Source organism: Bacillus sp. 204(2023), from assembly GCF_037027505.1.
GTDB lineage: Bacteria > Bacillota > Bacilli > Bacillales > Bacillaceae > Bacillus > Bacillus subtilis.
The window spans coordinates 102764-125706 of the sequence record NZ_JAXCHE010000005.1 but is presented as its reverse complement, the minus strand read 5'-3'; the positions used below and the strand labels follow the sequence as shown (position 1 = coordinate 125706).

At 45.1% G+C, this 22943-nt stretch carries 18 protein-coding genes and 1 pseudogene; 3 read left to right on the top strand and 16 right to left on the bottom strand.

Annotation, left to right across the window (positions count from 1 at the left end; all coding sequences use genetic code 11):
* Positions 1-104 precede the first annotated feature (104 nt).
* Positions 105-590: a stress response protein YvgO gene (yvgO, locus tag WA279_RS12120; protein ID WP_003243913.1), complete on the top strand. Its 486-nt coding sequence runs from the start codon at positions 105-107 to the stop codon at positions 588-590.
* A 45-nt stretch (positions 591-635) separates the two neighbouring features.
* Here the strand turns inward: yvgO and WA279_RS12115 are convergent, their stop codons facing one another.
* From WA279_RS12115 to helD, 4 genes are all read right to left on the bottom strand, one after another.
* Complete coding sequence (locus WA279_RS12115) at positions 636-2648, bottom strand: Na+/H+ antiporter (protein WP_015714699.1); 2013 nt, start codon at positions 2646-2648, stop codon at positions 636-638.
* A gap of 255 nt (positions 2649-2903) precedes the next feature.
* Positions 2904-4619, bottom strand: coding sequence for an assimilatory sulfite reductase (NADPH) hemoprotein subunit (gene cysI, locus WA279_RS12110; RefSeq protein WP_015384634.1), 1716 nt, complete (start codon positions 4617-4619; stop codon positions 2904-2906).
* A 25-nt stretch (positions 4620-4644) separates the two neighbouring features.
* Positions 4645-6462 carry an assimilatory sulfite reductase (NADPH) flavoprotein subunit gene (locus tag WA279_RS12105; protein ID WP_336155500.1) on the bottom strand — a complete coding sequence of 606 codons (1818 nt, stop codon included), beginning with the start codon at positions 6460-6462 and terminating at the stop codon, positions 4645-4647.
* Positions 6463-6632: 170 nt separating this feature from the next.
* A complete protein-coding gene (helD, locus tag WA279_RS12100; protein WP_336155499.1) occupies positions 6633-8957 on the bottom strand; it encodes a DNA helicase IV in 2325 nt (774 codons plus the stop codon).
* Between the two features lie 577 nt (positions 8958-9534).
* Between helD and WA279_RS12095 the strand changes: the two genes are divergently transcribed.
* The gene (locus tag WA279_RS12095) at positions 9535-9969 is read left to right on the top strand and encodes a hypothetical protein (RefSeq protein WP_042974768.1); all 435 of its coding nucleotides are present in this window, start codon (positions 9535-9537) and stop codon (positions 9967-9969) included.
* A 109-nt stretch (positions 9970-10078) separates the two neighbouring features.
* Here WA279_RS12095 and WA279_RS12090 read toward each other — a convergent pair whose 3' ends face one another.
* The 7 genes from WA279_RS12090 to csoR form a co-directional block, all read right to left on the bottom strand.
* Positions 10079-10690 (bottom strand): trimeric intracellular cation channel family protein, encoded by a 612-nt coding sequence (locus WA279_RS12090; RefSeq protein ID WP_003228419.1) that lies wholly within the window; start codon positions 10688-10690, stop codon positions 10079-10081.
* Between the two features lie 186 nt (positions 10691-10876).
* A complete protein-coding gene (locus WA279_RS12085) occupies positions 10877-11293 on the bottom strand; it encodes a disulfide oxidoreductase (protein WP_003228417.1) in 417 nt (138 codons plus the stop codon).
* Positions 11294-11297: 4 nt separating this feature from the next.
* Positions 11298-11966: a disulfide bond formation protein BdbD gene (gene bdbD / locus WA279_RS12080; RefSeq protein ID WP_003228414.1), complete on the bottom strand. Its 669-nt coding sequence runs from the start codon at positions 11964-11966 to the stop codon at positions 11298-11300.
* Between the two features lie 119 nt (positions 11967-12085).
* Complete coding sequence (locus WA279_RS12075) at positions 12086-14194, bottom strand: heavy metal translocating P-type ATPase (RefSeq protein WP_336155498.1); 2109 nt, start codon at positions 14192-14194, stop codon at positions 12086-12088.
* Between the two features lie 157 nt (positions 14195-14351).
* Positions 14352-16763 (bottom strand): copper-exporting P-type ATPase CopA, encoded by a 2412-nt coding sequence (gene copA / locus WA279_RS12070; RefSeq protein ID WP_336155497.1) that lies wholly within the window; start codon positions 16761-16763, stop codon positions 14352-14354.
* Positions 16764-16846: 83 nt separating this feature from the next.
* A complete protein-coding gene (gene copZ, locus WA279_RS12065; RefSeq protein WP_003244260.1) occupies positions 16847-17056 on the bottom strand; it encodes a copper chaperone CopZ in 210 nt (69 codons plus the stop codon).
* Between the two features lie 74 nt (positions 17057-17130).
* A complete protein-coding gene (csoR, locus tag WA279_RS12060) occupies positions 17131-17436 on the bottom strand; it encodes a copper-sensing transcriptional repressor CsoR (protein WP_003228404.1) in 306 nt (101 codons plus the stop codon).
* Between the two features lie 127 nt (positions 17437-17563).
* On the opposite strand from csoR, the gene iolW reads away from it, so the two are divergent.
* Entirely contained in the window at positions 17564-18640 is a 1077-nt protein-coding gene (gene iolW, locus WA279_RS12055; RefSeq protein ID WP_336155496.1) for a scyllo-inositol 2-dehydrogenase, read from the top strand.
* A gap of 36 nt (positions 18641-18676) precedes the next feature.
* Here the strand turns inward: iolW and azoRB are convergent, their stop codons facing one another.
* The 5 genes and pseudogenes from azoRB to WA279_RS12030 all read right to left on the bottom strand — a co-directional run bounded on the left by azoRB (position 18677) and on the right by WA279_RS12030 (position 22858).
* Complete coding sequence (azoRB, locus tag WA279_RS12050) at positions 18677-19312, bottom strand: FMN-dependent NADH-azoreductase AzoRB (protein WP_003235159.1); 636 nt, start codon at positions 19310-19312, stop codon at positions 18677-18679.
* Positions 19313-19470: 158 nt separating this feature from the next.
* Positions 19471-21366: pseudogene (locus tag WA279_RS12045) on the bottom strand (FUSC family protein).
* Between the two features lie 165 nt (positions 21367-21531).
* Positions 21532-21933, bottom strand: coding sequence for a YvaD family protein (locus WA279_RS12040; RefSeq protein ID WP_268555037.1), 402 nt, complete (start codon positions 21931-21933; stop codon positions 21532-21534).
* Complete coding sequence (locus WA279_RS12035; protein WP_336155495.1) at positions 21930-22289, bottom strand: DMT family transporter; 360 nt, start codon at positions 22287-22289, stop codon at positions 21930-21932. Before WA279_RS12035 ends, WA279_RS12040 begins: the two co-directional genes overlap by 4 nt.
* The gene (locus WA279_RS12030; protein ID WP_080529787.1) at positions 22286-22858 is read right to left on the bottom strand and encodes a TetR/AcrR family transcriptional regulator; all 573 of its coding nucleotides are present in this window, start codon (positions 22856-22858) and stop codon (positions 22286-22288) included. Before WA279_RS12030 ends, WA279_RS12035 begins: the two co-directional genes overlap by 4 nt.
* Positions 22859-22943 lie beyond the last annotated feature (85 nt).

Sequence of the window (22943 nt, the reverse complement as noted above, 5' to 3'; positions counted from 1 at the left end):
ATTCAAACACTATTTTTTTCCTATTTTAACAATATTGAGATTACAAATACATTGAGCAGGGTATGCGTGTAGTGTAACCAAATGAAAACAAAGGAGGAAACAACTTGAAACGTATTCGTATCCCAATGACACTTGCTCTTGGTGCCGCTTTGACAATTGCCCCTTTGTCCTTTGCTTCCGCTGAAGAAAATCCTGCTCCGAAGATGTCGCAGACAACTACTGCTGGAACAACTGCCGCTGATGTAGGTTTAAACGTCAACCTGGATGTACTTGGAATTGCCAACCAGATCGCTGATGCCATCAAATCCGCACAGAATAGGGATGGCTTTGTGAAAAACCTCATGGAGTCTTCCTTCTACGCGTCCGGCCAAAAATATAACGTCATGGTCTTTAATTTAAGCCAGGAATATGAAGATCATTTGAACGGTGTGCAATTTTACGGCTCAGCCGTTTACGACGGCATTACGTATGGCATTTGGGTATTTGAAGACGGAACCTTTACAAACAAAGGCGATGGCGGCTGGATCAACTGGGCCTTCAGAGGCTGGTTCGACCGGGATGGCAGCACTGTCGCATTTCATCGCCCTTAATATAAAAAAAGCTGGCGCTCTAACGCACCAGCTTTTTTGCTGCATTTATTCGCCGCCTTCAAGCATGGCGGCTTCGACATCATTAATGTATTGGCGAAGCTCATGGGAAATGTCCCGGGAAATTTCCCTCTCCTCAAAGAGCGTTTGAATTTCATTTCTGATCGCCTGCACAGCCTTCAGCTTCACTTCCAGCTTCTGATTTTCAAAATGGGCGCTTGATTTCAGCTCATGATGGCTGTGCTCCAGCCTGAAAATTAACTGTTTATAGAATGTAATGACAGATAAAAACACTTCTTTATGCTCTTCCGTCTTATGTTTTTCCAGATATTCTATCGCTGCTTTTGCTGTTTTCACTCTTGTTGCCCGTATCAATCCCGCTTCATTTAAAATCGACATCTCCGGCTTTTTATGTTCACCGAAGAAAATCCAATACATCAGCCTCTTGAGCCTTGTTTTTGATAATCCGACTTTAAACGGGTTCGCATACAAAATTTCCAACTCGTTAAATCGTTCTTGCAGCACATTTGCTGTTTCTTCCGGGATGTCTCCCCGCTCCAGCATTTTCATCAGCGCCTCTTGCTCTGCCTTAACCCCTTGGGCACGGACTTTACGCTCGTGCTTTTTGATGCGATTAGACGATGTATATTGCTGAAAACGAAGATTTTTCATTTTCTCATTGTATTCAGCTATCACCGCAAGAGAGGCCGTTTTGTTTGTCTCATTCATGTCCTCTTTAATCGTTTGAAGGGCTGTTTTGATCAATTTGCGTCTCGCCGTCAGCAGCTTCTTGTTTCGTTCCTCGTCCTCTTCTTCTTTTTCAGTCAGAATCGGCAGCACAACGGTAGCAATGACAAGCGTGCATAAAATGACGCCGGCTGCTAAAAAGAGAATCAGATTTCTTTCCGGAAACGGCGTACCGTCCTCCAGGAAATACGGAATAGAAAAAGAACCTGCAAGCGTTACTGCTCCACGCACACCGGAAATCGAAATTAACAGCGTCGAACGAAGACCCGGTTTATAGATGTTCTGATCTTTATTAAAGAACCATTTGCCGTTCCAGAAGAACAGCACCCACAGGAATCTCAGGAGCATTAACGTAAATGTGATGACTAGGATATAGCCAATCACCTTCATGTTGCTGATGGCAGTGTCGTTAAAGATAACAGAAATAACATCAGGGATTTGCGTGCCGAGAATAACGAAGACCAGGCCGTTCAAAATAAATAAAATAATGTTCCACGTACTTGAGGAGACAATTTGCAGCTTGATCATCGTTGATTCCAGACGATCCTGTTCAACCGCATGGGTAATACCGCCAGCCACAACAGCTAAAATGCCGGAAACGCCGATTTCTTCAGCTGCCAAATAAATCACAAACGGCGTCAGAATTTGAATCAGCATATGCATCGTGACATCCTGCATGCCAAGGCGGCGCAGAAATAGGCGAAAACGAATAATCAAAAATGAAATGACAACCCCGCACAGCAAGCCTCCGAGAGAAATAAAGACAAAGCTGACAGCCGCTTGTGCTAATGAAAATGCACCAGTCACTGCCGCTGCAATCGCAAACTTAAAGGCCACCAGACCTGATGCGTCATTCATCAGCCCCTCACCTTCCAGCAGGCGAAGAATCCCTTTTGGCATTTTCACTCTTCCTGATAATGCGCTGACAGCGACGACATCAGTCGGTGAAAGAATGGCCGCAAGTCCAAAGGCCGCTGCCAGCGGAATAGCAGGAATCATCCAGTGAATCGTGTAGCCGCCTACAATCACAGTCGCAAATACAAGGCCGAGTGCAAGCAATAAAATCGGAGCCCTTAAATTCCAAAGCTCTGCCCGCGGTGTCCTCTTTCCATCATTAAATAGCAGAGGCGCGATAAACAGAACAAAAAACAATTCGGTATTTAATTCAAAATGAAGACCCTGTGGAAATGAGGCGGCAAGAATCCCAAGAGCCACTTGAATCAGCGGCACCGGAATAAACGGAATAAACCGGTTCACGATATTAGAAATCGCAATAATCGTTAATAATACGAGCACAACTAAAAATATGTCCAAATGCATGACCTCCTTCGTCTGTTGTGTGTCGGCATGATGAGCCAAAAAATCTGTTTGTCTAAAAGCCCTTGAGCTAGGGTGGCCTTGCATACGCTATGTGGTTTCGCAGGAGTTCTCTCCACACTTGTCTTCTTTTATAGTACCCTTTTTAGGGTATTTTTTCTCATGATATGCTCATAGTGAACTTTTTTGCAGCAGAGCAAATTACAGAAAAAAGAGACAGGAAGCTATTCCCTGTCTCTCTTCTTAGTTTTCTCAATCATGAAAATTCGTACCGTCAGTTGTTGCTTTAATAATGCCCGCACGGATGACAAAGTCACCGAAATGCTCGCCTTCCTCACGTTCTTTCGCATAGCGGGAAAGAAGGATGCGCAGCTCGCTTAAAATGTCTGCTTCACCGATGTTTTCACGGTACATTTTGCTTAAACGGCTTCCGTCAAACGCAGCGCCAAGATACATATTATATTTGCCCGGCGCCTTTCCGATAAATCCGATCTCACCGAGTGCATGACGTGCACAGCCGTTCGGACACCCTGTCATGCGAATGGTGATTTCCTGATCACGAAGGCCGTTTTCGTCAATAATCTCTTCAATCTTATCTAACAGGGTCGGCAAATAACGTTCTGCTTCAGCCATTGCCAATCCGCAGGTCGGAAGAGCGACGCATGCCATCGAGCTGCGGCGGAGCGCTGAATGGTGCTTGCCGTCAGTTAGTCCGTATTGTTCAATTAAAGCACTGATTTCTTCTTTTTTATCGCTTGAAACGTTCGCAATCATTAAGTTCTGATTGGCTGTCAGCCGGAACTCGCCTGTATGAACTTTGGCGATTTCCCGCAAGCCCGTCATCAGCTTATAATCATCGTAATCCGTTATACGGCCGCCTTCGACAAACAGCGTGAAATGCCATTTATCCTCGATGCCTTCCACCCAGCCGTAGCGGTCGCCGTTATGATCGAAATGATACGGCTTCGCTGCTTCCAGACTCCAGCCGAGACGGTTTTCCAATTCTTCTTTTACGTTTTCTAAACCGAGGCGGTCAACTGTGTATTTGAACCGCGCATTTTTACGGACAGAACGGTTGCCGTAATCACGCTGAATCGTAATCGTTTTTTCAGCAACGTCATACATTTGCTCAGGCCGGCAGAATCCGATCACCTTGGCTAATTGCGGATATGTCGCAGTATCGCCATGCGTCATTCCCATACCGCCACCGATTGCCACGTTAAAACCGATCAGCTTGCCATCCTCGACAATCGCAATGAATCCGAGATCTTGTGAAAAGACGTCAATATCATTAGACGGCGGAACGGCAATACCGATTTTAAACTTCCGCGGCAGATAGAGCGGTCCGTACATTGGCTCGACTTCTTCCTCCGGCGTGCCGGCAACTCTTTCCTCATCAAGCCAAATTTCATGATATGCTCTCGTCCGCGGCAGCAGATCATCACTTAATTTTTTAGACCACTCGTATACCTCTGAGTGGATTTCAGATTGATAAGGGTTTGATGCACACATGACGTTACGGTTTACGTCTCCGCAGGCTGCGATCGTATCCAAAAGTGCTGAGTGGATCGTCTGAATGGTTTTCTTCATGTTCCATTTCAGAATCCCGTGCATTTGGAACGTTTCACGTGTCGTCAATTTTAATGTGCCGTTCCCGTATTTCTGGGACAGGTCATCCATGACAAGCCATTGTTCAGGCGTCGAGACGCCCCCTGGCATACGCACGCGCAGCATGAACTGATATGCGGGCTCAAGCTTCTGCTTTTGGCGTTCATTTCGGAGGTCGCGGTCATCCTGCAAATAACTGCCGTGGTGTTTCATCAGGCGGTTGTCATCATCCGGAATTCCGGCACTGATTCGATCGAGCATCACTTCTTTCAGCGTGCCGCGCAAATAATCACTTTCTTTTTTAATGCGTTCAACATCACTTGGAGAGCCGTCCGGTGCTTTTAGAATTTTGGTCACCATGTTGAAAAACTCCTTTCAAGTCAAATCAATATACATCACGCTGATAGCGTTTTTGCTGCTGCATATCGGCAAGATAAGCCTCCGCTTCTTCGCGGCTCATATTGCCTTCTTTTTCGATAATTTCAAGCAATGTGTGATGGACGTCATGCGCCATATGCTTTTCATCTCCGCAAATATAAACAGCCGCTCCTTCTTGAAGCCATTCAAACAATTCTGCGCTATGTTCAAGCATGCGGTGTTGCACATATACTTTTTCTTCCGTATCACGTGAGAACGCCACATCCATTTTTGTCAGCACACCGTCTTTGAGCCAATTCTGCCACTCTGTCTGGTAAAGGAAATCCGTGACAAAGTGCTGATCGCCAAAGAACATCCATGCCTTTCCTTCCGCTCCCGTCTCCTCACGCTCCTGCATAAAGGAACGGAAAGGTGCGACGCCTGTCCCAGGGCCCACCATGATAATCGGTGTTTCAGGGTCTTTCGGAAGCTTAAAGTTTTGATTGTGCTGTACATAAACCGGCAGTGTGTCTCCCGGCTGCAGACGTTCCGCGCACAAAATCGAGCAGACGCCTTTTCGTTCACGGCCGTGCGCATCGTAGCGGACTGCGCCGATTGTTACATGCACTTCATCCGGATTTGCGGATAAACTGCTTGCAATCGAATAAAGGCGGGCAGGCATTTTTCGCAAAATCGAGACAAACTCCTGCGCAGATACACTAAATGGGCCATAGTCACGGACGAGATCAAGCAAATCGCGCCCTTCAATATAGGCTTTTACATTCTCCTCATTTCCCGGGGCTAAAAGCTCTCTAAGCTCGTCGTTCCCTGTCAGCTGGGCTGCCTGTTCAAGAAGCGGTTTTGTGAGAACGGTAATCTCATAGTGAGAAATCAGCGCTTCTTTCAGCGGACGGACATCACCTTGCTTATTAAGCGTCACAATTTCTTCCGGGTCCCAATTCATTTCCTTAAGGAGCAGCTCGACAAGTTCCGGATCGTTTTCCGGATAGACGCCGAGGCTGTCACCAGGCTCGTAAGTCAGGCCAGATCCTTCAAGAGACAGCTCCACATGACGTGTTTCTTTATTTGATCCTCTGCCGTTTAAATTTAAATTTTCTAACACTTCAGCCCGAAACGGGTTTGTTCTGGAATACGAAGACTCACCGGTTTGTGACGCAGCCGCCGACGCAGGCGCGGCGCTTCCGCCCCCAGCTTCATTTAATCCTTTCAATACACCCTCAAGCCATTCGGCTGCCGGTTCATCATAGTCAAGATCGCAATCAACGCGCGGAGAAATCCGTTTTCCGCCGAGTTCTTCTAAGCGCTGATCAAATTCTTTCCCTGTCTGGCAGAAAAATTCGTACGAACTGTCACCAAGCGCCAAAACGGAAAAGCGCAGGTCTTCAAGCTTAGGCGCCCGTCTTCCGTGCAGAAATTCGTGAAACGACAGCGCGTTATCAGGCGGCTCGCCTTCTCCATGCGTACTGACGACGATTAAAAGATTGTTTACTTTCTTCAGCTGATTCGGCTTAAAATCGCTCATGGATGAGACGGTCACTTGAAAACCGCTCTGTTCAAGCTGCTTGCCGGCATTTTCTGCAAGCCCCTGTGCGTTTCCCGTCTGTGAACCATAAAGAACGGTCACTTCTTTTGAAACGGCCGGTGCCGGTGCTTCCGCTGACACAGCTGCCGCCGGCGTACCCGCAGCTTCTTGGGCGGAAACAGATTGAGCGGATAAATATCCGCTCAGCCAGATTTTCTGGGATTCGGTCAAGGTCGGCAGAAGGCGGTTAAGGAGCTCTGCCTGCTCCTGATTAAACGGACTGTTCATTACCTGAAGTTGCAACGTATCCACCTCACAAAGTTATAAACTGATCGAAAATTGCATCTAATTGAACTTTACCGGAATACTAGGCTTAAGTAAAATATATTTACATGATGATAACTATTAAGAATCCTAATGATAAAACGGCTATGCTTCATGTAAATAGAAAAAAGAGAAGGACTCCCTTCTCTTCATTCAGCAATCTGATATAAGTGAGGCGGCACAGCGGTTACAAACGGACTGGCTTCACCTGTATAAAATACCGCCAGCATGTGCATCGCACGCGTGCACGCAGTATATAAAAGCCTGCGGTCGTGCTCTGTATGATAGTGTTCTTCAGATGCATCATAGACAAGCACTGCGTCAAATTCAATTCCCTTCGCTAAATACACCGGAATCACGCAAACACCCTTTTGGAATGGTTGATTTTCTTTATGAATCAGGCGAACATCTGTATATTCACTCATGTGGGCGTGTGCCTGTATGCATTGCTGCGCTGTCTTGCAGATGACGGCTATTGTTTCGTGCCCTTTTTTCTTGAGCCGGCCAATTTCTTGCGCGAGCTTTTGGCAAAGGCTCTCATGTCCTTCAGTTTTGACAACGAGCGGCATTTCCCCGCTTCTATTAAACGGCTCAATATCCGCTCCATCTTGAAGCATCGCTTTGGTAAACTCGACAATCTGCCTTGTTGATCTGTATGTTCTCTTTAAACGAACATACTCAGCAGGCTCATCCTCAAAGCACGCATCCATACGCTGATCCCCGTTTATGGTATGCGCGTAGATGGACTGATTGATATCACCGAGCACTGTCATGCTGGCAGCCGGAAAAATGCTTCTCATGTAAGCCATCTGAAACGGTGAATAGTCCTGGGCTTCGTCAATAAATAGATGTTTCATCTTCGTATTTTTCTTTCTGCCCTCAATCAGATCCTGCATATAAAGAAACGGTGCCGCGTCCTCATAAAGCAATTTATTATCCGTAAATGCCGAACGGGTCAGCTCACCTATCGCGTCCATCTTCTCATGCTGAAATTTTCCTCCCCAGCCAGAAAACAATTGCAAATACAGCTGTGAAACATCAAGAAATGCAAGGAGCCTGACTGCCTGCTTGAGCGGTTTGAAAGCTTTTTTCACAATGATGGCGGCAAGCAGCTGCTGCTCTCTTTGATAATCGTTAAACGTACTCTCGCTGAACCGTTTCCTTTCCTGCAGTTTTTTGTACACGTCCAAGTAGTCCTCTTTGTCAAGCAGCTCAGCTTCATGAACGACCCAATCCTTTCGCCGTTCCTTTTTCTCAAGCTTGTTAAGCTCACTCAGCAGCCACTTCGCGGTTTGCTCCATCCGATTCGGAATGGAGTGATTTTGATCCAATGAGTAAAAATAGGATTGAATTTGCTCCTTTGTGATCAGCTTTTGTCCGCGGAATATAATATTTTTAAAAATCATCCCTTCAGAGGAAAGCCGTGTGACGTATTCATCAATGAATTGCTGAAAGGATAAACCCGCCTTCCATGTGATTCCCGCAAGCCTTGTTGGAAAATCGCCTTCCTTAGTTTCGGTCAGGCAATATTCGAGCTGATCAAAGGGGCTTTCACATTTGAACTTGCGGCCAAGGCGATGCTCGATATATTCCTGAAACGTCGCCTGCTCCATATTCTCTTCTCCTAACTCAGGCAAAACAGAGGATACATAGCTGTTAAATAAGAAGTTGGGAGAAAACAAAACGATTTGTCCGGCATCAATGACGCCGCGGTGCCTGTATAACAAATAAGCGACACGCTGAAGCGCAGCCGATGTTTTCCCGCTGCCAGCCGCTCCCTGCACGATCAGGATCTTGCTTTTTTCATTACGGATAATCTGATTTTGTTCTTTCTGAATCGTAGACACGATGTTTTTCATTTGGGTATCGGAGTGATGGGTTAATACCTCTTGCAGCATTTCATCACCAATCGTCATATCGGTATTAAACATCGCCTTGAGAGCGCCGTTTTTGATCATAAACTGGCGTTTCAGCACCATTTCCCCTTCTATCGTTTCACCGGGCACCTCGTACTCCGCTTTTCCTGGGGAATAATTGTAGTACAAACTTGATATCGGCGCCCTCCAGTCATAAATCAGAAAGTGTTCCTCCTTCTCATCCAAACAGGAAGCTAAACCGATATAAATTCGCTCTGCCTGCTCCTCGCCGTTTTCAATAAAATCAATCCGGCCGAAATAAGGCGATTTTTTTAATTGATGAATTCGTTTGAGCTGCTGATCCATGCGCCGATGATTGTGTTCCCGATCAGACAGGAGCTCTGCCTGCTGCTTAATGCTTGCCATCGTTTCAATCGCTTCATGGGCATCATCAAAATTAACCTTAACATCCTCCCAAAAGCTTTTTCTTAATCCGATGATATCATGCTTCAACCCGCCCGCAGACGTTTCCAGAAACCGCTCTTTTTTTTCGAGCTCCTTCAGCACCTCATCTATTCTCGACTGCTCTTCCTTCCATTCCTTATCCTGCTGATTCATGAACGGCACCTCCAGAAAATAGTTGACAAACATAGATGAAATACTGTAAAATATAATTGGATACATATATAGAATGTATGACGAAACTGGCAAATACAATTTATCTTAGCACATTCACCCAATACCAATCAAGGTTTGGGTTATTTATATGCAGAAAAAACCGATTTCAACTCGAAATCGGTTTTTTCTCTTATGATTTCACATTGATCACTGTTGGACGTGCTTTTCTTAGGTTGCGAATCTTCTCTTTCATCAGTATCGATTCCTTATTCCTTTCAATCTTCGATATAATATATCTTTTTCATTTTAAAAACACCGCAGAGCTTTACCGTATTTGTCTGTTCATCTAACGTGAAGAATGACTAAACTGGCTGTTATTGTCATCTTCCATAAAGCAACTACATCTCTGCTATCGTATCTATAGTCGCAGTAAAATAGTCATTTTTCACCCATTTTCGACACATTTCAACAAATTAAAGTTTTTCATTTGGGAGAATAGGACGATGTTACATTATTTCTCTCGGTTTATGATATGAACATGAAGAAAGAACCAGAATTAGTTAGGAGGAAATACTCAGTGAAGAAAAAGCTATCTATGTTGTTGCTGGCATTCGTCGTAGCCGTAACAAGTTTTACGTCAATTGACCTAGTAAACAACAAAGCGGAAGCTAAAGATTGGGTTAAAAAAGGTCAAATATGGAGTACTCATTACCATTCGGGCTCATTTAAAAACTATACTTACTCGCCAACTTTTCATATTTATTATCCAGGACGAGGAACTTGGGCCAACATGACATCAAATGGATCAGGCAGCGGGAAAATTACAGCAACTCTGCAACAAAAGACAAATAAAGGCTGGAAAAATGTTAAAACTTTTTACGCAACGAAAAAAGGCTCTACAAATTTAAGTTACAAACAAGCTTCTAAAAGCTACAAAACAAAATACAGATTCAAATTCACTAACACAGGAACTAAAAAAACCATCAGCTATACCTTTTGGGCTACCTATTAATTTCAAATAGCTTTGCTCTGCGCGGTCAGCATTCGAAAAGGACTTTTTATTTGATCCCGGCAGGCTACCATAAAAGAAACCTCTCCGTCATGGAGAGGTTTCTTTTATTTTACTGACTATCTAAGCGAAAAGAACGGTTTGGCAGCTTCCAATTAAACATATAGGAACAAACCCGGCAAACAACGAGCACGAAAAACAGAACGTATAAGCCGAACGAGTTCCCCAGCCAGCCCAAGCCGACGATTAAACCGCCGAGAGCCGCCCAGACTGCATAAATTTCTGCCTTCAGCACAAGCGGTTTGCGCCCGGCAAGAAGGTCACGGATGATTCCGCCCCCGCTTCCCGTCAGCACAGCAGCCACGATCACGGCACTAAGCGGATGGCCCATTTTGACGGCATACAGTGCGCCTTGGATAGCAAAAGCAGCGAGGCCGATCGCATCTGATAAATTGCCCCACTTATTCCAATGCTTCAGCAGCAGCTTCGGAAACAGAAACACAATTGTAATAGATAAAAGCGCGATTTGAAAGTACGCTCCCTGCTCCCATAGCGCTGACACCGGAACACCGATCAGCAAATTGCGGATCGCTCCTCCTCCAAAAGCTGTGACAATCCCTAATATATAAACTCCTAAAATATCATATTCCTCTTCCATCGCAACAATTGCGCCGCTGACTGCAAACGCAATGATGCCAATCACACTGAGCAGCTCCCAAGCCATTCTGATGACTCCCTTTTATGTTTGTTAAATTTTCTGACGACCTCTAGATTTTATAATCGCTCAAGCGTAAAATCAATAACATTTTTATGAGAAAAAAAGATAAATTTAGAGGGAATACCGCTATTGCTGATGGACATGAGTTTGCGAAATTAAAAAAGCGTCCGGCATACGCGGGCGCTTTTTTTGTTATTCAGATTTTTCGCCTTTCAGCAGGCACATAAAAATGATAATCAGGATAAAAGCAATCAGGGCCAAGAATGGAATCGTAATAAAACCAAACCAGTTAATATATTGGCCCGAGCACGGCACGCCGCTGACACATGGCTTAATGCCGCTAAAGCCGGGCACTTTTTGCTCTAAGTAATGCATGATCGAAATGAATGCCCCTATAATCGCCATCGGGAGCACATATTTTTTCACTCGTGTGTCCCCTTGAAAGGTGGCGATGCCTAAAATCAGGACGAGCGGATACATGAGGATACGCTGGTACCAGCACAGTTCACATGGAATAAACTTTCTGATTTCACTGAAATACAGGCTGCCCAGCATAGCAATAAGAGCCACAACCCAGGAAGCATATAAAAATACGATTCTATTTTTCATATCGTTACTTCCCTTTCAGCTCTTTTTCTATTGTCTCTTTGATTTCATCATAATCCGCAAAATTTTTGATCACTTTATCATTGACGTAAATCGTCGGTGTTGCCTGTATGTTCATTTTTTGATTAAGGTCAGAATCCTTTTCCACTTGAGAAGCGAATGTTTCCTTATCAAGATTTTCCTTGAGCGTCTCAGGTTTTATCTTTGTGGTGCTTTTTGCAAGATCACCAAGGAGGCCTGGGGTTACCCATTCCTGTTCCGTATCCGGCTGTTTTTCGAACAGCTTTTCATGGAAATCCCAAAAAGAGTCAGGGTCTTCCTTCCATACTTCTTCAGATGCAAGAGCCGCTAACCTTGAACCTTTTCCATGGAACATGACGTTCACGAAAGAAAATTTCACATCGCCCTTATCAATAAAGTCTTTTTGTATTTTTGGAAAGATGTCACTGTTAAACACCTTGCAAGACGGACATTTGTAATCTCCGAATTCTACTACAGTTACCGGTGCATCGTCCTTGCCAAGCACAGGCTGCCCTTTGATAGACGGCTGCCCGGACACCGCATCATTACCTTGTTCCGTTTTGTTATTAATGATGACAATGGCTGCTAGCAATACAACAACCACAACCGTAAGGATGACCGCGAATTTCGCAGAAGACTGCTGTTTCTTTTTCACTCCGACACCTCATCGTTTTAAAATTAAAAAAGAAGCGGATCGCAATTGACCCACTTCTTTATTTTAACAAGACAAGCGCTGATAAGAAAACCCCGAAAAAATGAATTCTCTCCGACAATTTATTTGTTTTTGAGACGCATGACGCGCATGGCGTTCGCCACAGCAAGCAGTGTAACGCCGACATCTGAGAAAACCGCTTCCCACATGGTCGCAATTCCAAATGCACCAAGAATGAGAAAGATCGCTTTCACACCTAAAGCAAAGCCGATGTTTTGCCACACGATTCGCCGTGTCCGTTTCGCAATCCGAATCGCTTCTGCTATTTTTGACGGCTGATCTGTCATCAGCACGATGTCTGCGGCTTCTACCGCGGCGTCTGAGCCAAGGCTTCCCATCGCAACCCCTATATCTGCGCGTGCAAGCACCGGTGTATCATTGATGCCGTCACCGACAAAAATGAGTTTTTCACTAGGCAAAAGCTTAGATTCTAATGCTTCGACCTGCGCGACTTTATCTTGCGGCAGCAGCTCTGCATATACCTCACCAATCCCAAGCTGTTTTCCGACGGCTTCTCCCGTTTGTTTCGAATCACCCGTCAGCATAGCTGTCTGTTTGATCCCAAGCGACTTCAGATCAGCAACCGCCTGTGCTGCGTCTTCCTTTACTTCATCCGCTATGATGATTGCTCCGGCATAGCGTTGATCAACAGCAACGTGTACGATTGTTCCAGCATTTTCATCCGGGACATCCTCAATTTGTTCTCTTTCCATGAGCTTTTTATTCCCGGCAAGGATCTCAGTTCCATTTACCTTTGCAAAAATGCCGTGGCCGGGGATTTCTTCGTATGACTCTATCTCATCGGAGGAAAGCATTTTCCCGTAAGCTTTACGCACAGATTCAGCAATCGGATGCTGTGAATGAAGCTCAGCGTATGCCGCCGCTTCAAGTAATCTATCCTTTGTAAAACCTTCCGCGGGTTTGATTTCTGTCACTTCAAAGCTGCCTTTTGTTAGTGTTCCCGTTTTATCAAACACCGCGTATTTGACTTGATTCAAGGCTTCTAAATAATTGCTTCCCTTTACAAGCACTCCGGCCTTTGAGGCCGCTCCGATTCCGCCGAAGAAACCGAGCGGAATAGAGACAACAAGCGCACAAGGACAAGAAATCACTAAAAAGATAAGCGCGCGGTACACCCAATCGGAAAGCGCGGCGCCAGAAAGAACAAGCGGCGGAACAAAGGCCAGCAATACCGCAATGATCACCACAGCAGGTGTATAATACTTGGCAAACTTCGTGATAAAGTTTTCTGTCCAGGCTTTACGACTGCTCGCATTCTGAACCAAGTCTAATATTTTTGATACTGCTGATTCCTGATAGCCCTTTGTGACTTCAATATGCAGAACGCCGTTTTGATTGATAAAGCCTGACATTACATCTTGTCCTTCCGCAGCTTTTCTCGGAACGGACTCACCTGTTAAAGCAGATGTATCAACCATCGCTGACCCTTGCACGACCTTACCGTCCAAGGGTATGCTTTCTCCCGGATTAACCACAATGATGTCTCCTGTCTGAACGTCCTCCGGGGAAACCTGTTCGATGCCGTTCTTTGTTTTGAGATTGGCGTAATCAGGCCGTATGTCCATTAACGCACTAATTGATTTTCTGGAACGACTGACCGCGGCTCCTTGAAAAAGCTCACCGATTTGATAAAACAGCATAACGGCGACTCCCTCAGGAAATTGCTGAATCAGAAAAGCACCAATTGTGGCAAGGGCCATTAAGAAATGTTCGTCAAACACCTGGCCGCGAATGATGTTTTTGACTGCGCGGATGACAATGTCACCGCCAATGATCAAATAAGCAGCGAGAAATAGGAAAAATTCAATGGTTCCAGAATGAACCAAATATGCCGCTGCGCCGAGAATGACAGCCGCCGCCATTCTGATCAGCATATTGACCATTCGATTACGATAGCCATCATCAGCTGATTTCTTTTTATGCTTTTGGCGAACCGTTACATGCGGATCAATTGATTTCACTTTTTTCTCTACTTTATTCGTGACCCATTGCTCTTCTTTCCCATCGGCTGAGACAGTTAAGGTGCTTGCCGCAAAATTTACCGCGCATCCGTCAATGCCTTTTATGCCTTTGACTCCATTTTCGATTTTTCGGGCACAATTGCTGCAATCCAAACCGTCCAGAACGTATTCCTGTTTCACTAGTCTCACCTTACCTTCCGATTTAGGGTTCCCTTTTCAAAGCGTATCAATGAGTATTGTATTTATTATATATATGAGCATATAATCATATATAAGTTACACCTATTATATGTTGTTTTCCAAGAAAGTGTCAATGAAAAACAAAAACCGGCATATAGCCGGTTTTTCATTTTACTTTTTGCAGACGAAGAGCATTCAGAACAACGGAAACGGAGCTGAATGCCATTGCTGCTCCTGCTATCCACGGTGCTAAAAATCCAAGTGCTGCGATTGGGATGCCGAGGCTGTTATAGCCAAGCGCCCAGAATAAGTTTTGTTTAATGTTTTTCATTGTCAATCTGCTCATGCGGATTGCGTCTGCAATGCTGTTTAGATCGCCGCGAATCAGTGTAATGTCTGCTGTTTCCATGGCAATGTCCGTGCCAGTTCCAATCGCCATGCCGATGTCAGCTGTGGCAAGCGCCGGCGCATCGTTAATTCCGTCGCCTACCATTGCTGTCTGGCGGCCTTCTTTTTGCAAGCGGGCGATTTCCGCCGCCTTTTGTTCAGGAAGAACTTCCGCAATGATATTCGCAATTCCCGCTTCCTTCGCGATGGCTTCTGCGGTTCTGCGATTGTCTCCTGTCATCATGATGACATCAAGGCCCAACTCTTTCAGACGGGCAACAGCCTTCCGTGACGTGTCCTTAATCGTATCTGCAACCGCTACTAGCCCAGCTGCTTCTCCATCAATGGATACAAGCATAACTGTTTTTCCTTCTGCCTCTAGCTCTTCCATTTTGGCGAGAAGAGCCCCATGCTCAACCTGTTCGCTCTCCATTAATTTTCTTGTGCCGACGAGAATGCTTTTTCCTCCGGCTTCAGCCAAAATGCCTGCGCCGACTTTTGCTTCAAAACGGGTTAGCTTCGGTATCTCAAGCCCTTTATCTTTCACGCCAACAATAATGGCTTCGCCAAGCGGATGCTCTGATCCCGTTTCGGCTGCCGCTGCAAATTGAAGCAAATCTTTTTCTTTAAAACGGCCGAATGGAATGGCATCCGTCAGACGCGGCTTCCCGTTTGTCACGGTTCCGGTTTTATCAAGAACAATTGTATCGAGACGATGTGTTTTTTCTAAATGCTCGCCGCCTTTAAATAAAATCCCGAATTCAGCAGCGCGTCCAGATCCAGCCATTATGCTCGTCGGAGTGGCAAGACCGAGGGCGCAAGGACAGGCAATGACAAGAACCGCAATGAACTTGCTGATCGCTTCGGCAAAATCGCCAGGAGCCGCCCAAAGATACCAAATGAGAAAAGTGAGAACGGCAATCCCCAATACAATGGGCACAAAAATACCTGAAATCTGGTCAGCGAGACGCTGGATCGGCGCTTTTGACCCTTGTGCTTCCTCAACAATTTTGATGATATGAGAAAGCGCAGTATCCTTTCCGACGTTGACAGCTTTAATTTTCAGAAAGCCGTTTGCGTTAACGGTTGAACCTGTCACGCTGTCACCAGGATTTTTGTCAACAGGAAGACTTTCTCCTGTAATCATCGATTCGTCAACCGCTGAGCGGCCTTCAATCACTTCTCCGTCGACAGGAATTCGTTCGCCAGGTTTGACGTAAACAATGTCATTAACAAGCACTTCATCGATCGGGATGATTTGCTCCTGTCCGTCTCTTACAACAGTCGCTGTTTTCGCTTGAAGCTTCATCAGCTTTTTAATCGCATCCGAGGAACGGCCTTTTGCTTTTGTTTCAAACAACTTGCCTAATAAAATCAGCGTCAGCAAAATCGCGCTTGTTTCATAGTAAAGGCCGTCTGTATGCCCGTGAGAGCCAAGGCTTTGAAAAGTAAGATAAAGACTATAAGCGTAAGCAGCCGTCGTACCGAGGGCGACCAATACATCCATATTGGCGCTTTTATTTCTGAGCGCCTTATACGCACCCACATAAAACGGCCAGCCGATCAGAAACTGGACTGGTGTCGCCAGCGCAAATTGCATCCACGGATTGAGAAATATATCCGGTACCCAAATGAATGATGTAAATGTAAAATGGCTCACCATCGCCCAAAGCAATGGAAACGACAGGACAGCTGAAAAAATCAGTCTCGCTGTTTGCTTCCGTTCTTCTTTCTTTTTAGTAGCAGCAGCCTCACTGTCCTGTTCACCCTTCAACTTTAGCTTATATCCAAGCTTATCTACCGCTTCTTTCAAATCGCTGACAGACGCTTCTTTTGGATTGTATTCGACCGTAACTGTTTCTAAAGCGAAGTTTACTGGAGCATTTGCGACGCCTTTTATTTTGTTAAGCCGTTTTTCAATCCGATTGGCGCAAGCCGCACAGGTCATGCCCTCAATATCGAATTCAGCTTTTTCTGTAACGACGTGATAGCCCAGCTTCTCTATTTTTTCCTGAATCGCTGCAGTCCCTGTTTCAGCAGGATCGTAGATTACATTTGATGTTTCCGTTGCCAGATTAACATTTGCATCCGTGACACCGGGCATCCGCTTCAGGCCTTTTTCAATTCTGGCAGCACATGCCGCACAGGTCATACCAGAGACCTGCATCGCGATTTCCTTTTGTTCACTCAACATACTCACTCCTTTATATACACCTGGGGGGTATATAAAAATAAAAGAAATATCGCGCCTCCGTAAAGGCGCGATACCTTGAATCACTTGGCTACGTCATAGCCCTGATCTTCTATCGCATCCGCAATATCTTTGACTGATACTTTGTCAGCATCAAACGAAACATCGACTTTACCCGCTTCCAGATTGACATGAACGGCACTGACGCCGTCCAGTTCTCCTACGCTTGTTTCTACTGCTTTGACGCAGTGCTGACAAGACATTCCTTCAACTTGCAATGTTTTTTGTTCCATATCAATTCCTCCTGTTTATTCTTTGTATTTTTATCCTACCATACCCCCGTAGGGTATTACAATAAAAAAACGCTTTATGATTTTGTGAACTTTTTAAATACGTCCAAAAGCTCAGAAATGGCCTGTTCCCCGTCTCCGCTTTTGATGGCATCTGCTACACAATGATGGGCATGATCCTCAAGCAAATGAAGCGCCACATTTTTCATTGCCGCCTGAACAGCTGAAATTTGCACAAGAATATCTACACAATATCTGTCGTTTTCCACCATGTTTTGAATGCCTCTGACCTGGCCCTCAATCCGCTTAAGCCGGTTTGTAATCTGATCTTTTTCTTTCGAGCTTTTATGGTTTAATGTTTTATGTTCGTTATGCTTTTCCATGCGTACACCTCTGTTTAATGATATTAATTCCCATTATACTGATTGTCCAAACGGTTGTCTAAGCATGCCGACGCAAAAAATGAATCAGTTAGGTTTTACCATTTGATCAGGAGGGTATATACTTCTGTTGATAACGCTTTTAAAGGGGAGAAGAAAAGTGGATACGATCAAGGTTGGAATATTAGGATACGGATTGTCCGGTTCTGTTTTTCACGGGCCGCTGCTGGATGTTCTGGATGAATATCACATCAGCAAAATCATGACATCTCGGACAGAAGAAGTGAAACGGGACTTTCCAGATGCTGAGGTTGTACATGAGCTTGAGGAAATCACAAATGACCCTGCCATTGAGCTTGTCATTGTCACCACCCCGAGCGGCCTTCATTACGAGCATGCTATGGCATGCATACAGGCCGGAAAACATGTTGTGATGGAAAAACCAATGACAGCAACAGCCGAAGAGGGGGAAACATTAAAAAGGGCTGCCGATGAAAAAGGCGTATTATTAAGCGTATATCATAACCGACGCTGGGATAACGACTTTTTAACGATTAAAAAGCTGATCTCTGAGGGATCTCTTGAAGATATCAATACATATCAAGTTTCCTATGACCGCTACAGACCTGAAGTTCAAGCGCGGTGGCGGGAAAAAGAAGGCATTGCCACTGGTACGCTGTATGATCTCGGCTCCCACATCATAGACCAAACCCTGCATTTGTTTGGGATGCCTAAAGCCGTGACTGCAAACGTGATGGCCCAGCGGGAAAATGCCGAAACGGTTGACTATTTTCATTTAACCCTGGATTATGGCAAGCTTCAAGCCATTCTATACGGAGGATCAATCGTTCCGGCAAACGGACCTCGTTATCAAATCCATGGAAAAGATTCCAGTTTTATCAAATACGGAATTGACGGACAGGAAGACGCACTCAGAGCGGGAAGAAAACCAGAGGATGACAGCTGGGGTGCAGATGATCCGGAGTTTTACGGACAGCTTACAACCATTCGTGGCTCCGACAAAAAAACAGAAACGATCCCATCAGTAAATGGCTCCTACCTTACTTATTACCGCAAAATAGCGGAAAGCATACGGGAAGGTGCTGCGCTGCCAGTCACTGCTGAGGAAGGTATTAATGTCATCCGCATCATTGAAGCCGCGATGAAAAGCAGTAAAGAGAAACGAACCATTATGCTGGAGCACTAAAACAAAAGCCTCCCCAAATAAGGGGAGGCTTTTTCATTAGAATGTTTTTCCTGCTTCTTTCGCACGCGCAATCGCGTCTTCTTTGATTTGCTGTGCTTTATCAGGCTCCGCATTATGTCCCTCTACGAAAATGCCATCGAATGATGGTACGCCAAAGAAGTTCATCATGATGCCGATGTAGCGGTGCCCCATTTCCATCTCAGCCGCAGGGCCTTCTGAATAGTAGCCGCCGCGCGCTTGGATATGAATTGCTTTTTTATCAGTCAACAAGCCAATAGGGCCTTGTTCTGTGTATTTGAATGATTTTCCTGCAACAGCAACAGAATCGAGATACGCTTTCATCACTGGCGGGAATGAGAAGTTCCATAAAGGAGTAACAAATACATACTTATCAGCTGATGCAAATTGATCGCTAAGCTCTCCCAAACGGCCTACTTTCGCTTTTTCGCTTTCAGAAAGCTCTTCAAAGCCTGTACCTGACTGAAGCTTTCCCCATCCGCTAAATACATCTGCGTCAATGTGCGGGATGTTTTCTTTGTACAAATCGATATGTACAACTTCATCATTTGGATTCGCTTCTTTGTAAGATTCGATAAATGCTTTACCTGTTGCCATACTGTACGAAGTTGCTTCGTCATGCGGATGAGCAGTGATATATAATACTTTTGCCATTTTTACCAGCCCTTTCGTTTTTAAAAATCACACATCAATTATTATCATACAGATGCATAATGATTATTCTGTCTCTCTTAGACTTTATTATAGAGACAAAGAAATTTACTTTCAAGTAAAACATCTCGAATTAAAGATTATTTAACTTTCCAAACAGCTTACTTTTTAAAAGCGGTTCTCAAGCCTGAATACAGCCCGGACAATTCTTTACTGATTCGAGGATAATGAGGAACATGCGGCACTTGAATATCCGCAGGCATCCTTTTCATGATAAAGGATTGCTCAGCCTGTTCAAAAAACGCCCGCAGCTGGTTGATCTCTTCATCAGAAAACGGAGCAGGCGGACGGCGGTGAGCTTGCGCCGAGAGCAAATAGTACCCTAAGTGCTGAGCACCGGAAATGGCAGGCCAGAGCGCATCCGCATTCGCGTGAGGAAACTCTCCAATCGCCTTGTCATACGCATCCCGAAGCCTGACAAGACTCACCCTTAACTTGTGTTCGTCGGCATTCTGCCCGGTTAACAGTTTCTCCATAAACTGCCCTTCCAACCGGATGACATTCCGCACAAGTTCTGGCAGCCGCTTGGTTGAAAACCGCCGCCACAAAAGCATTGTTCCCAACAGCCCGATCACGCTGCCAAAAGCTACATCAGTCAGTCTCGCTATTATAAAATAACCGGCGCCCGCGCCGCCATGCATACTTTCTGTGATAACAAGCGCATTTGCGGTTAAAAAGGGAACAGCCAGCGCATAATTGCGGACGATCAGAATCTCAAGAAGACATTGCAGCGCTGCAATACAAAACGCAATATAAATACCGCCCGGCTTAAAAAACAGGATTGCGCCTGCCAGTATAACACCGATCACCGTTCCGGCCGAACGCTGAATAGCCCTGTGAAGCGTAAAAACAACAGTAGTGCCAAGCATGACCGCTGCTGCCGAAAGCGGAATCCAATAGGAACGTGCAAAGCCGAATGCGAGGGCAAACATATCGGCGGCAAACAGAACAATTCCGTACTTTAACGCTCTAATTAAAACTGGAGACTTCCAGTCAAAAGCATTTCTCAAAAAGTAAAAAGAGGATGGCAGGCGGCTCAGTTCCCCGTCAAGCTGCTGATCAAAACGTCCTGAAGCGATATGCAAAACCTCATTGTTTTCTTCAAACAGCTTCCGCCTAGACTCAGATTCATTTTCATTAATCTGAAACGTATTGAAAACCCGTGCATTCGCAAGCATATCTCCGGTTTGGCGAAGTGCCTCTTCAATCTGCGCGGTCTCTCTGTCCGGCGTTTCAGCTGAAAAATGAATAATGGCAATGAATATATCGTCAGCTTTTTCAAGGAGGCGGAAAAATCGTTCATCATGCTGCGATTTTTTTCATTTATTCCCTTTCCCAAGAACCGTTTGGCGGGCTGTTCTAAGCATGAGCACCGTCTGATGCTGTGCGTTATGAAAGCCTGGCGTTCCGACGGCTGAAAGACATGCAGCCAGCTGATGATATGTTTTTTGCAGCACCGCTCCCTCCGGTCCATGCTTGTTCCATAACCAGCCGATTAAAGCGATGCCCATGGCGAAAATGCCGCCGAGAAACGTCAGTCCCGCTCTGAACAGCGCTTGTGAAGGATCGGCCGGCAGCCCGGAACTGACTAAAAAGGCAAGGACAAAAAACATTGGCGCAGGGCCTTGAATGCCGAGCGCGCTAAAAATAAACATCGCCGCTGCACCGATCAGCCCCAAAACAGCCGACATCATCCAAAGCGTCCCAGACAAAAGCGTCCCTAAACCAAATGAGAGGGCGATCCCAATAGAAACCAAGAGCAGCTTCAAGGCGCGCTTTTTGTACGATTCACCGCCCGCATATAAATAAACAAAGCCTCCGATACTTGCAATTAATCCGTAATCCGTGTGACCTGCCAATGCACCGACCAGCACAGGAAACCCTGAAGCGAAACCTGATCCGATAGCCTTTTTCCAAGGAAATGGATTTGCATGAATGCGAAAGGCATCCTTCACGATAGGCATGATTCTTTGATTGTTCGCAGCAGTTTTGTTCATTTGACAAAATCCTTTTCAATGAATGTGTAGAACTTTTCCCGTTTCTTCGCTTTAGTATGCCCAAAAACGCGGTTAGCTTCTCAATTGGTGCGCCCGATAAAAAACCAGAGACTTATACCGTCTCTGCTTCATTACATCAGTTTATTATCATAAAAGCGGCACCTGTCAGGACTGTTTTGTCCTTCTGCCTTCCTTCAAGAGCAGGTGAATAAAAAATAAAGGATAAATCAATAGATACCCATTAAACAGCCACCATACAAGATCAAAGTCCCTGCTGAATGTCCAGAATGATATCGCCTGCAGACCTGAACAACAGGTCAGCACAAGAGAAATCAGCGCCATCATTTTCCAGTCAGTACGATTCACCCGCTGTAGGTACAAGCTGTACAACCCTGTGACAGAAATCAGGATATCCAGCGGAAAAAAAGACCAGTTCCAAGCGATCATAAACGGATGGTCATGATGTTTAAAAGCCCAGCTTTCCGGTATGAGCGAAAACCCGGCTGACAGCCAGTACAAGATAAAACCGATATCAGTCACGAGAAAAAACAGCTTCATATATTTCATTTGTACTGCCCGCTTTTATGTACCGGCTCAGACACCCTAGCATGATCGATCAGGTTTAAAGACACAACACCGGCAATAATCAATCCAATTGAAATGACTTTCATGACACTCACATGTTCTTGAAAAAACAAAAAACCAACGACTGTAATCAAGACAATTCCCATCCCTGACCATACAGCATAAGCAACTGATACATCAATGGATTTAAGCGTAAGCGTCAGAAAGAAAAGACTCCCTCCATAAAAGAAAATCAACAGCAAACTGGGAATAAGCTTTGTAAAACCGGACGATAGCTTCATGCTGACCGTTCCCGCAACCTCAAACAAAATCGCCGAGCATAGAAACACCCAATTCATGTCGCATCAGCCTCCTCATCAGCTGTTATACCGTTAAACAAAACATCTACAATTGATTCAAGCACCTCTCCTGTCGTGAACTGATGTTTCAGCGGATATTCAGGGTCATACACTTGATTGATGCTCCCTATATACATGTGAACAAACAGGTCCGGATTGATGTTTCTGATTCTCTTTTGCTGTTTGCACTCGTTTAATAATGCTAGGACAATCGCCCATTCTTCCTTAATAAACGCGTCTAATGTAAGCCACGCATCGTAATGGTATTTCTTTAGTTCATTTAATAATCCCATGTTCAGCAGTTCCATCCCCTGCGGAAGGCTGATCAGCATTTGTTTCACCTTTTCGAGCACATTTAAACTTTCATTTTCATAGATGTCTCTTTCTATTTGCTTCATTTCAGCTATAAATTGTTCGACAACCGCCTCAACAAGCTGATCTTTAGATGAATAATATGCATAGAGCGTCCGCTTGCTCGTTCCCAGCGCTGCCGCCAAATCATTCATCGTAAATGAAAATCCTTTCTGCTTGATCAGCCGGATGGTTTCCGCCATAATTCTTTTTTCCACATTAATCCCCCGCTTTCGGTACCAAGAAAACTATTTCGGTACCGATATTATACGTCAGAAATTTATGGAAATCAACAATATATAA

Excerpts from the sequence above, each read along its gene's own strand:
- cysI (WP_015384634.1), bottom strand. The coding sequence starts at position 4,619 with ATGGTGACCAAAATTCTAAAAGCACCGGACGGCTCTCCAAGTGATGTT.
- helD (WP_336155499.1), bottom strand. The coding sequence starts at position 8,957 with ATGAATCAGCAGGATAAGGAATGGAAGGAAGAGCAGTCGAGAATAGAT.
- WA279_RS12090 (WP_003228419.1), bottom strand. The coding sequence starts at position 10,690 with ATGGCTTGGGAGCTGCTCAGTGTGATTGGCATCATTGCGTTTGCAGTC.
- WA279_RS12085 (WP_003228417.1), bottom strand. The coding sequence starts at position 11,293 with ATGAAAAATAGAATCGTATTTTTATATGCTTCCTGGGTTGTGGCTCTT.
- copZ (WP_003244260.1), bottom strand. The coding sequence starts at position 17,056 with ATGGAACAAAAAACATTGCAAGTTGAAGGAATGTCTTGTCAGCACTGC.
- csoR (WP_003228404.1), bottom strand. The coding sequence starts at position 17,436 with ATGGAAAAGCATAACGAACATAAAACATTAAACCATAAAAGCTCGAAA.
- azoRB (WP_003235159.1), bottom strand. The coding sequence starts at position 19,312 with ATGGCAAAAGTATTATATATCACTGCTCATCCGCATGACGAAGCAACT.
- WA279_RS12040 (WP_268555037.1), bottom strand. The coding sequence starts at position 21,933 with ATGAAATATATGAAGCTGTTTTTTCTCGTGACTGATATCGGTTTTATC.
- WA279_RS12035 (WP_336155495.1), bottom strand. The coding sequence starts at position 22,289 with ATGAATTGGGTGTTTCTATGCTCGGCGATTTTGTTTGAGGTTGCGGGA.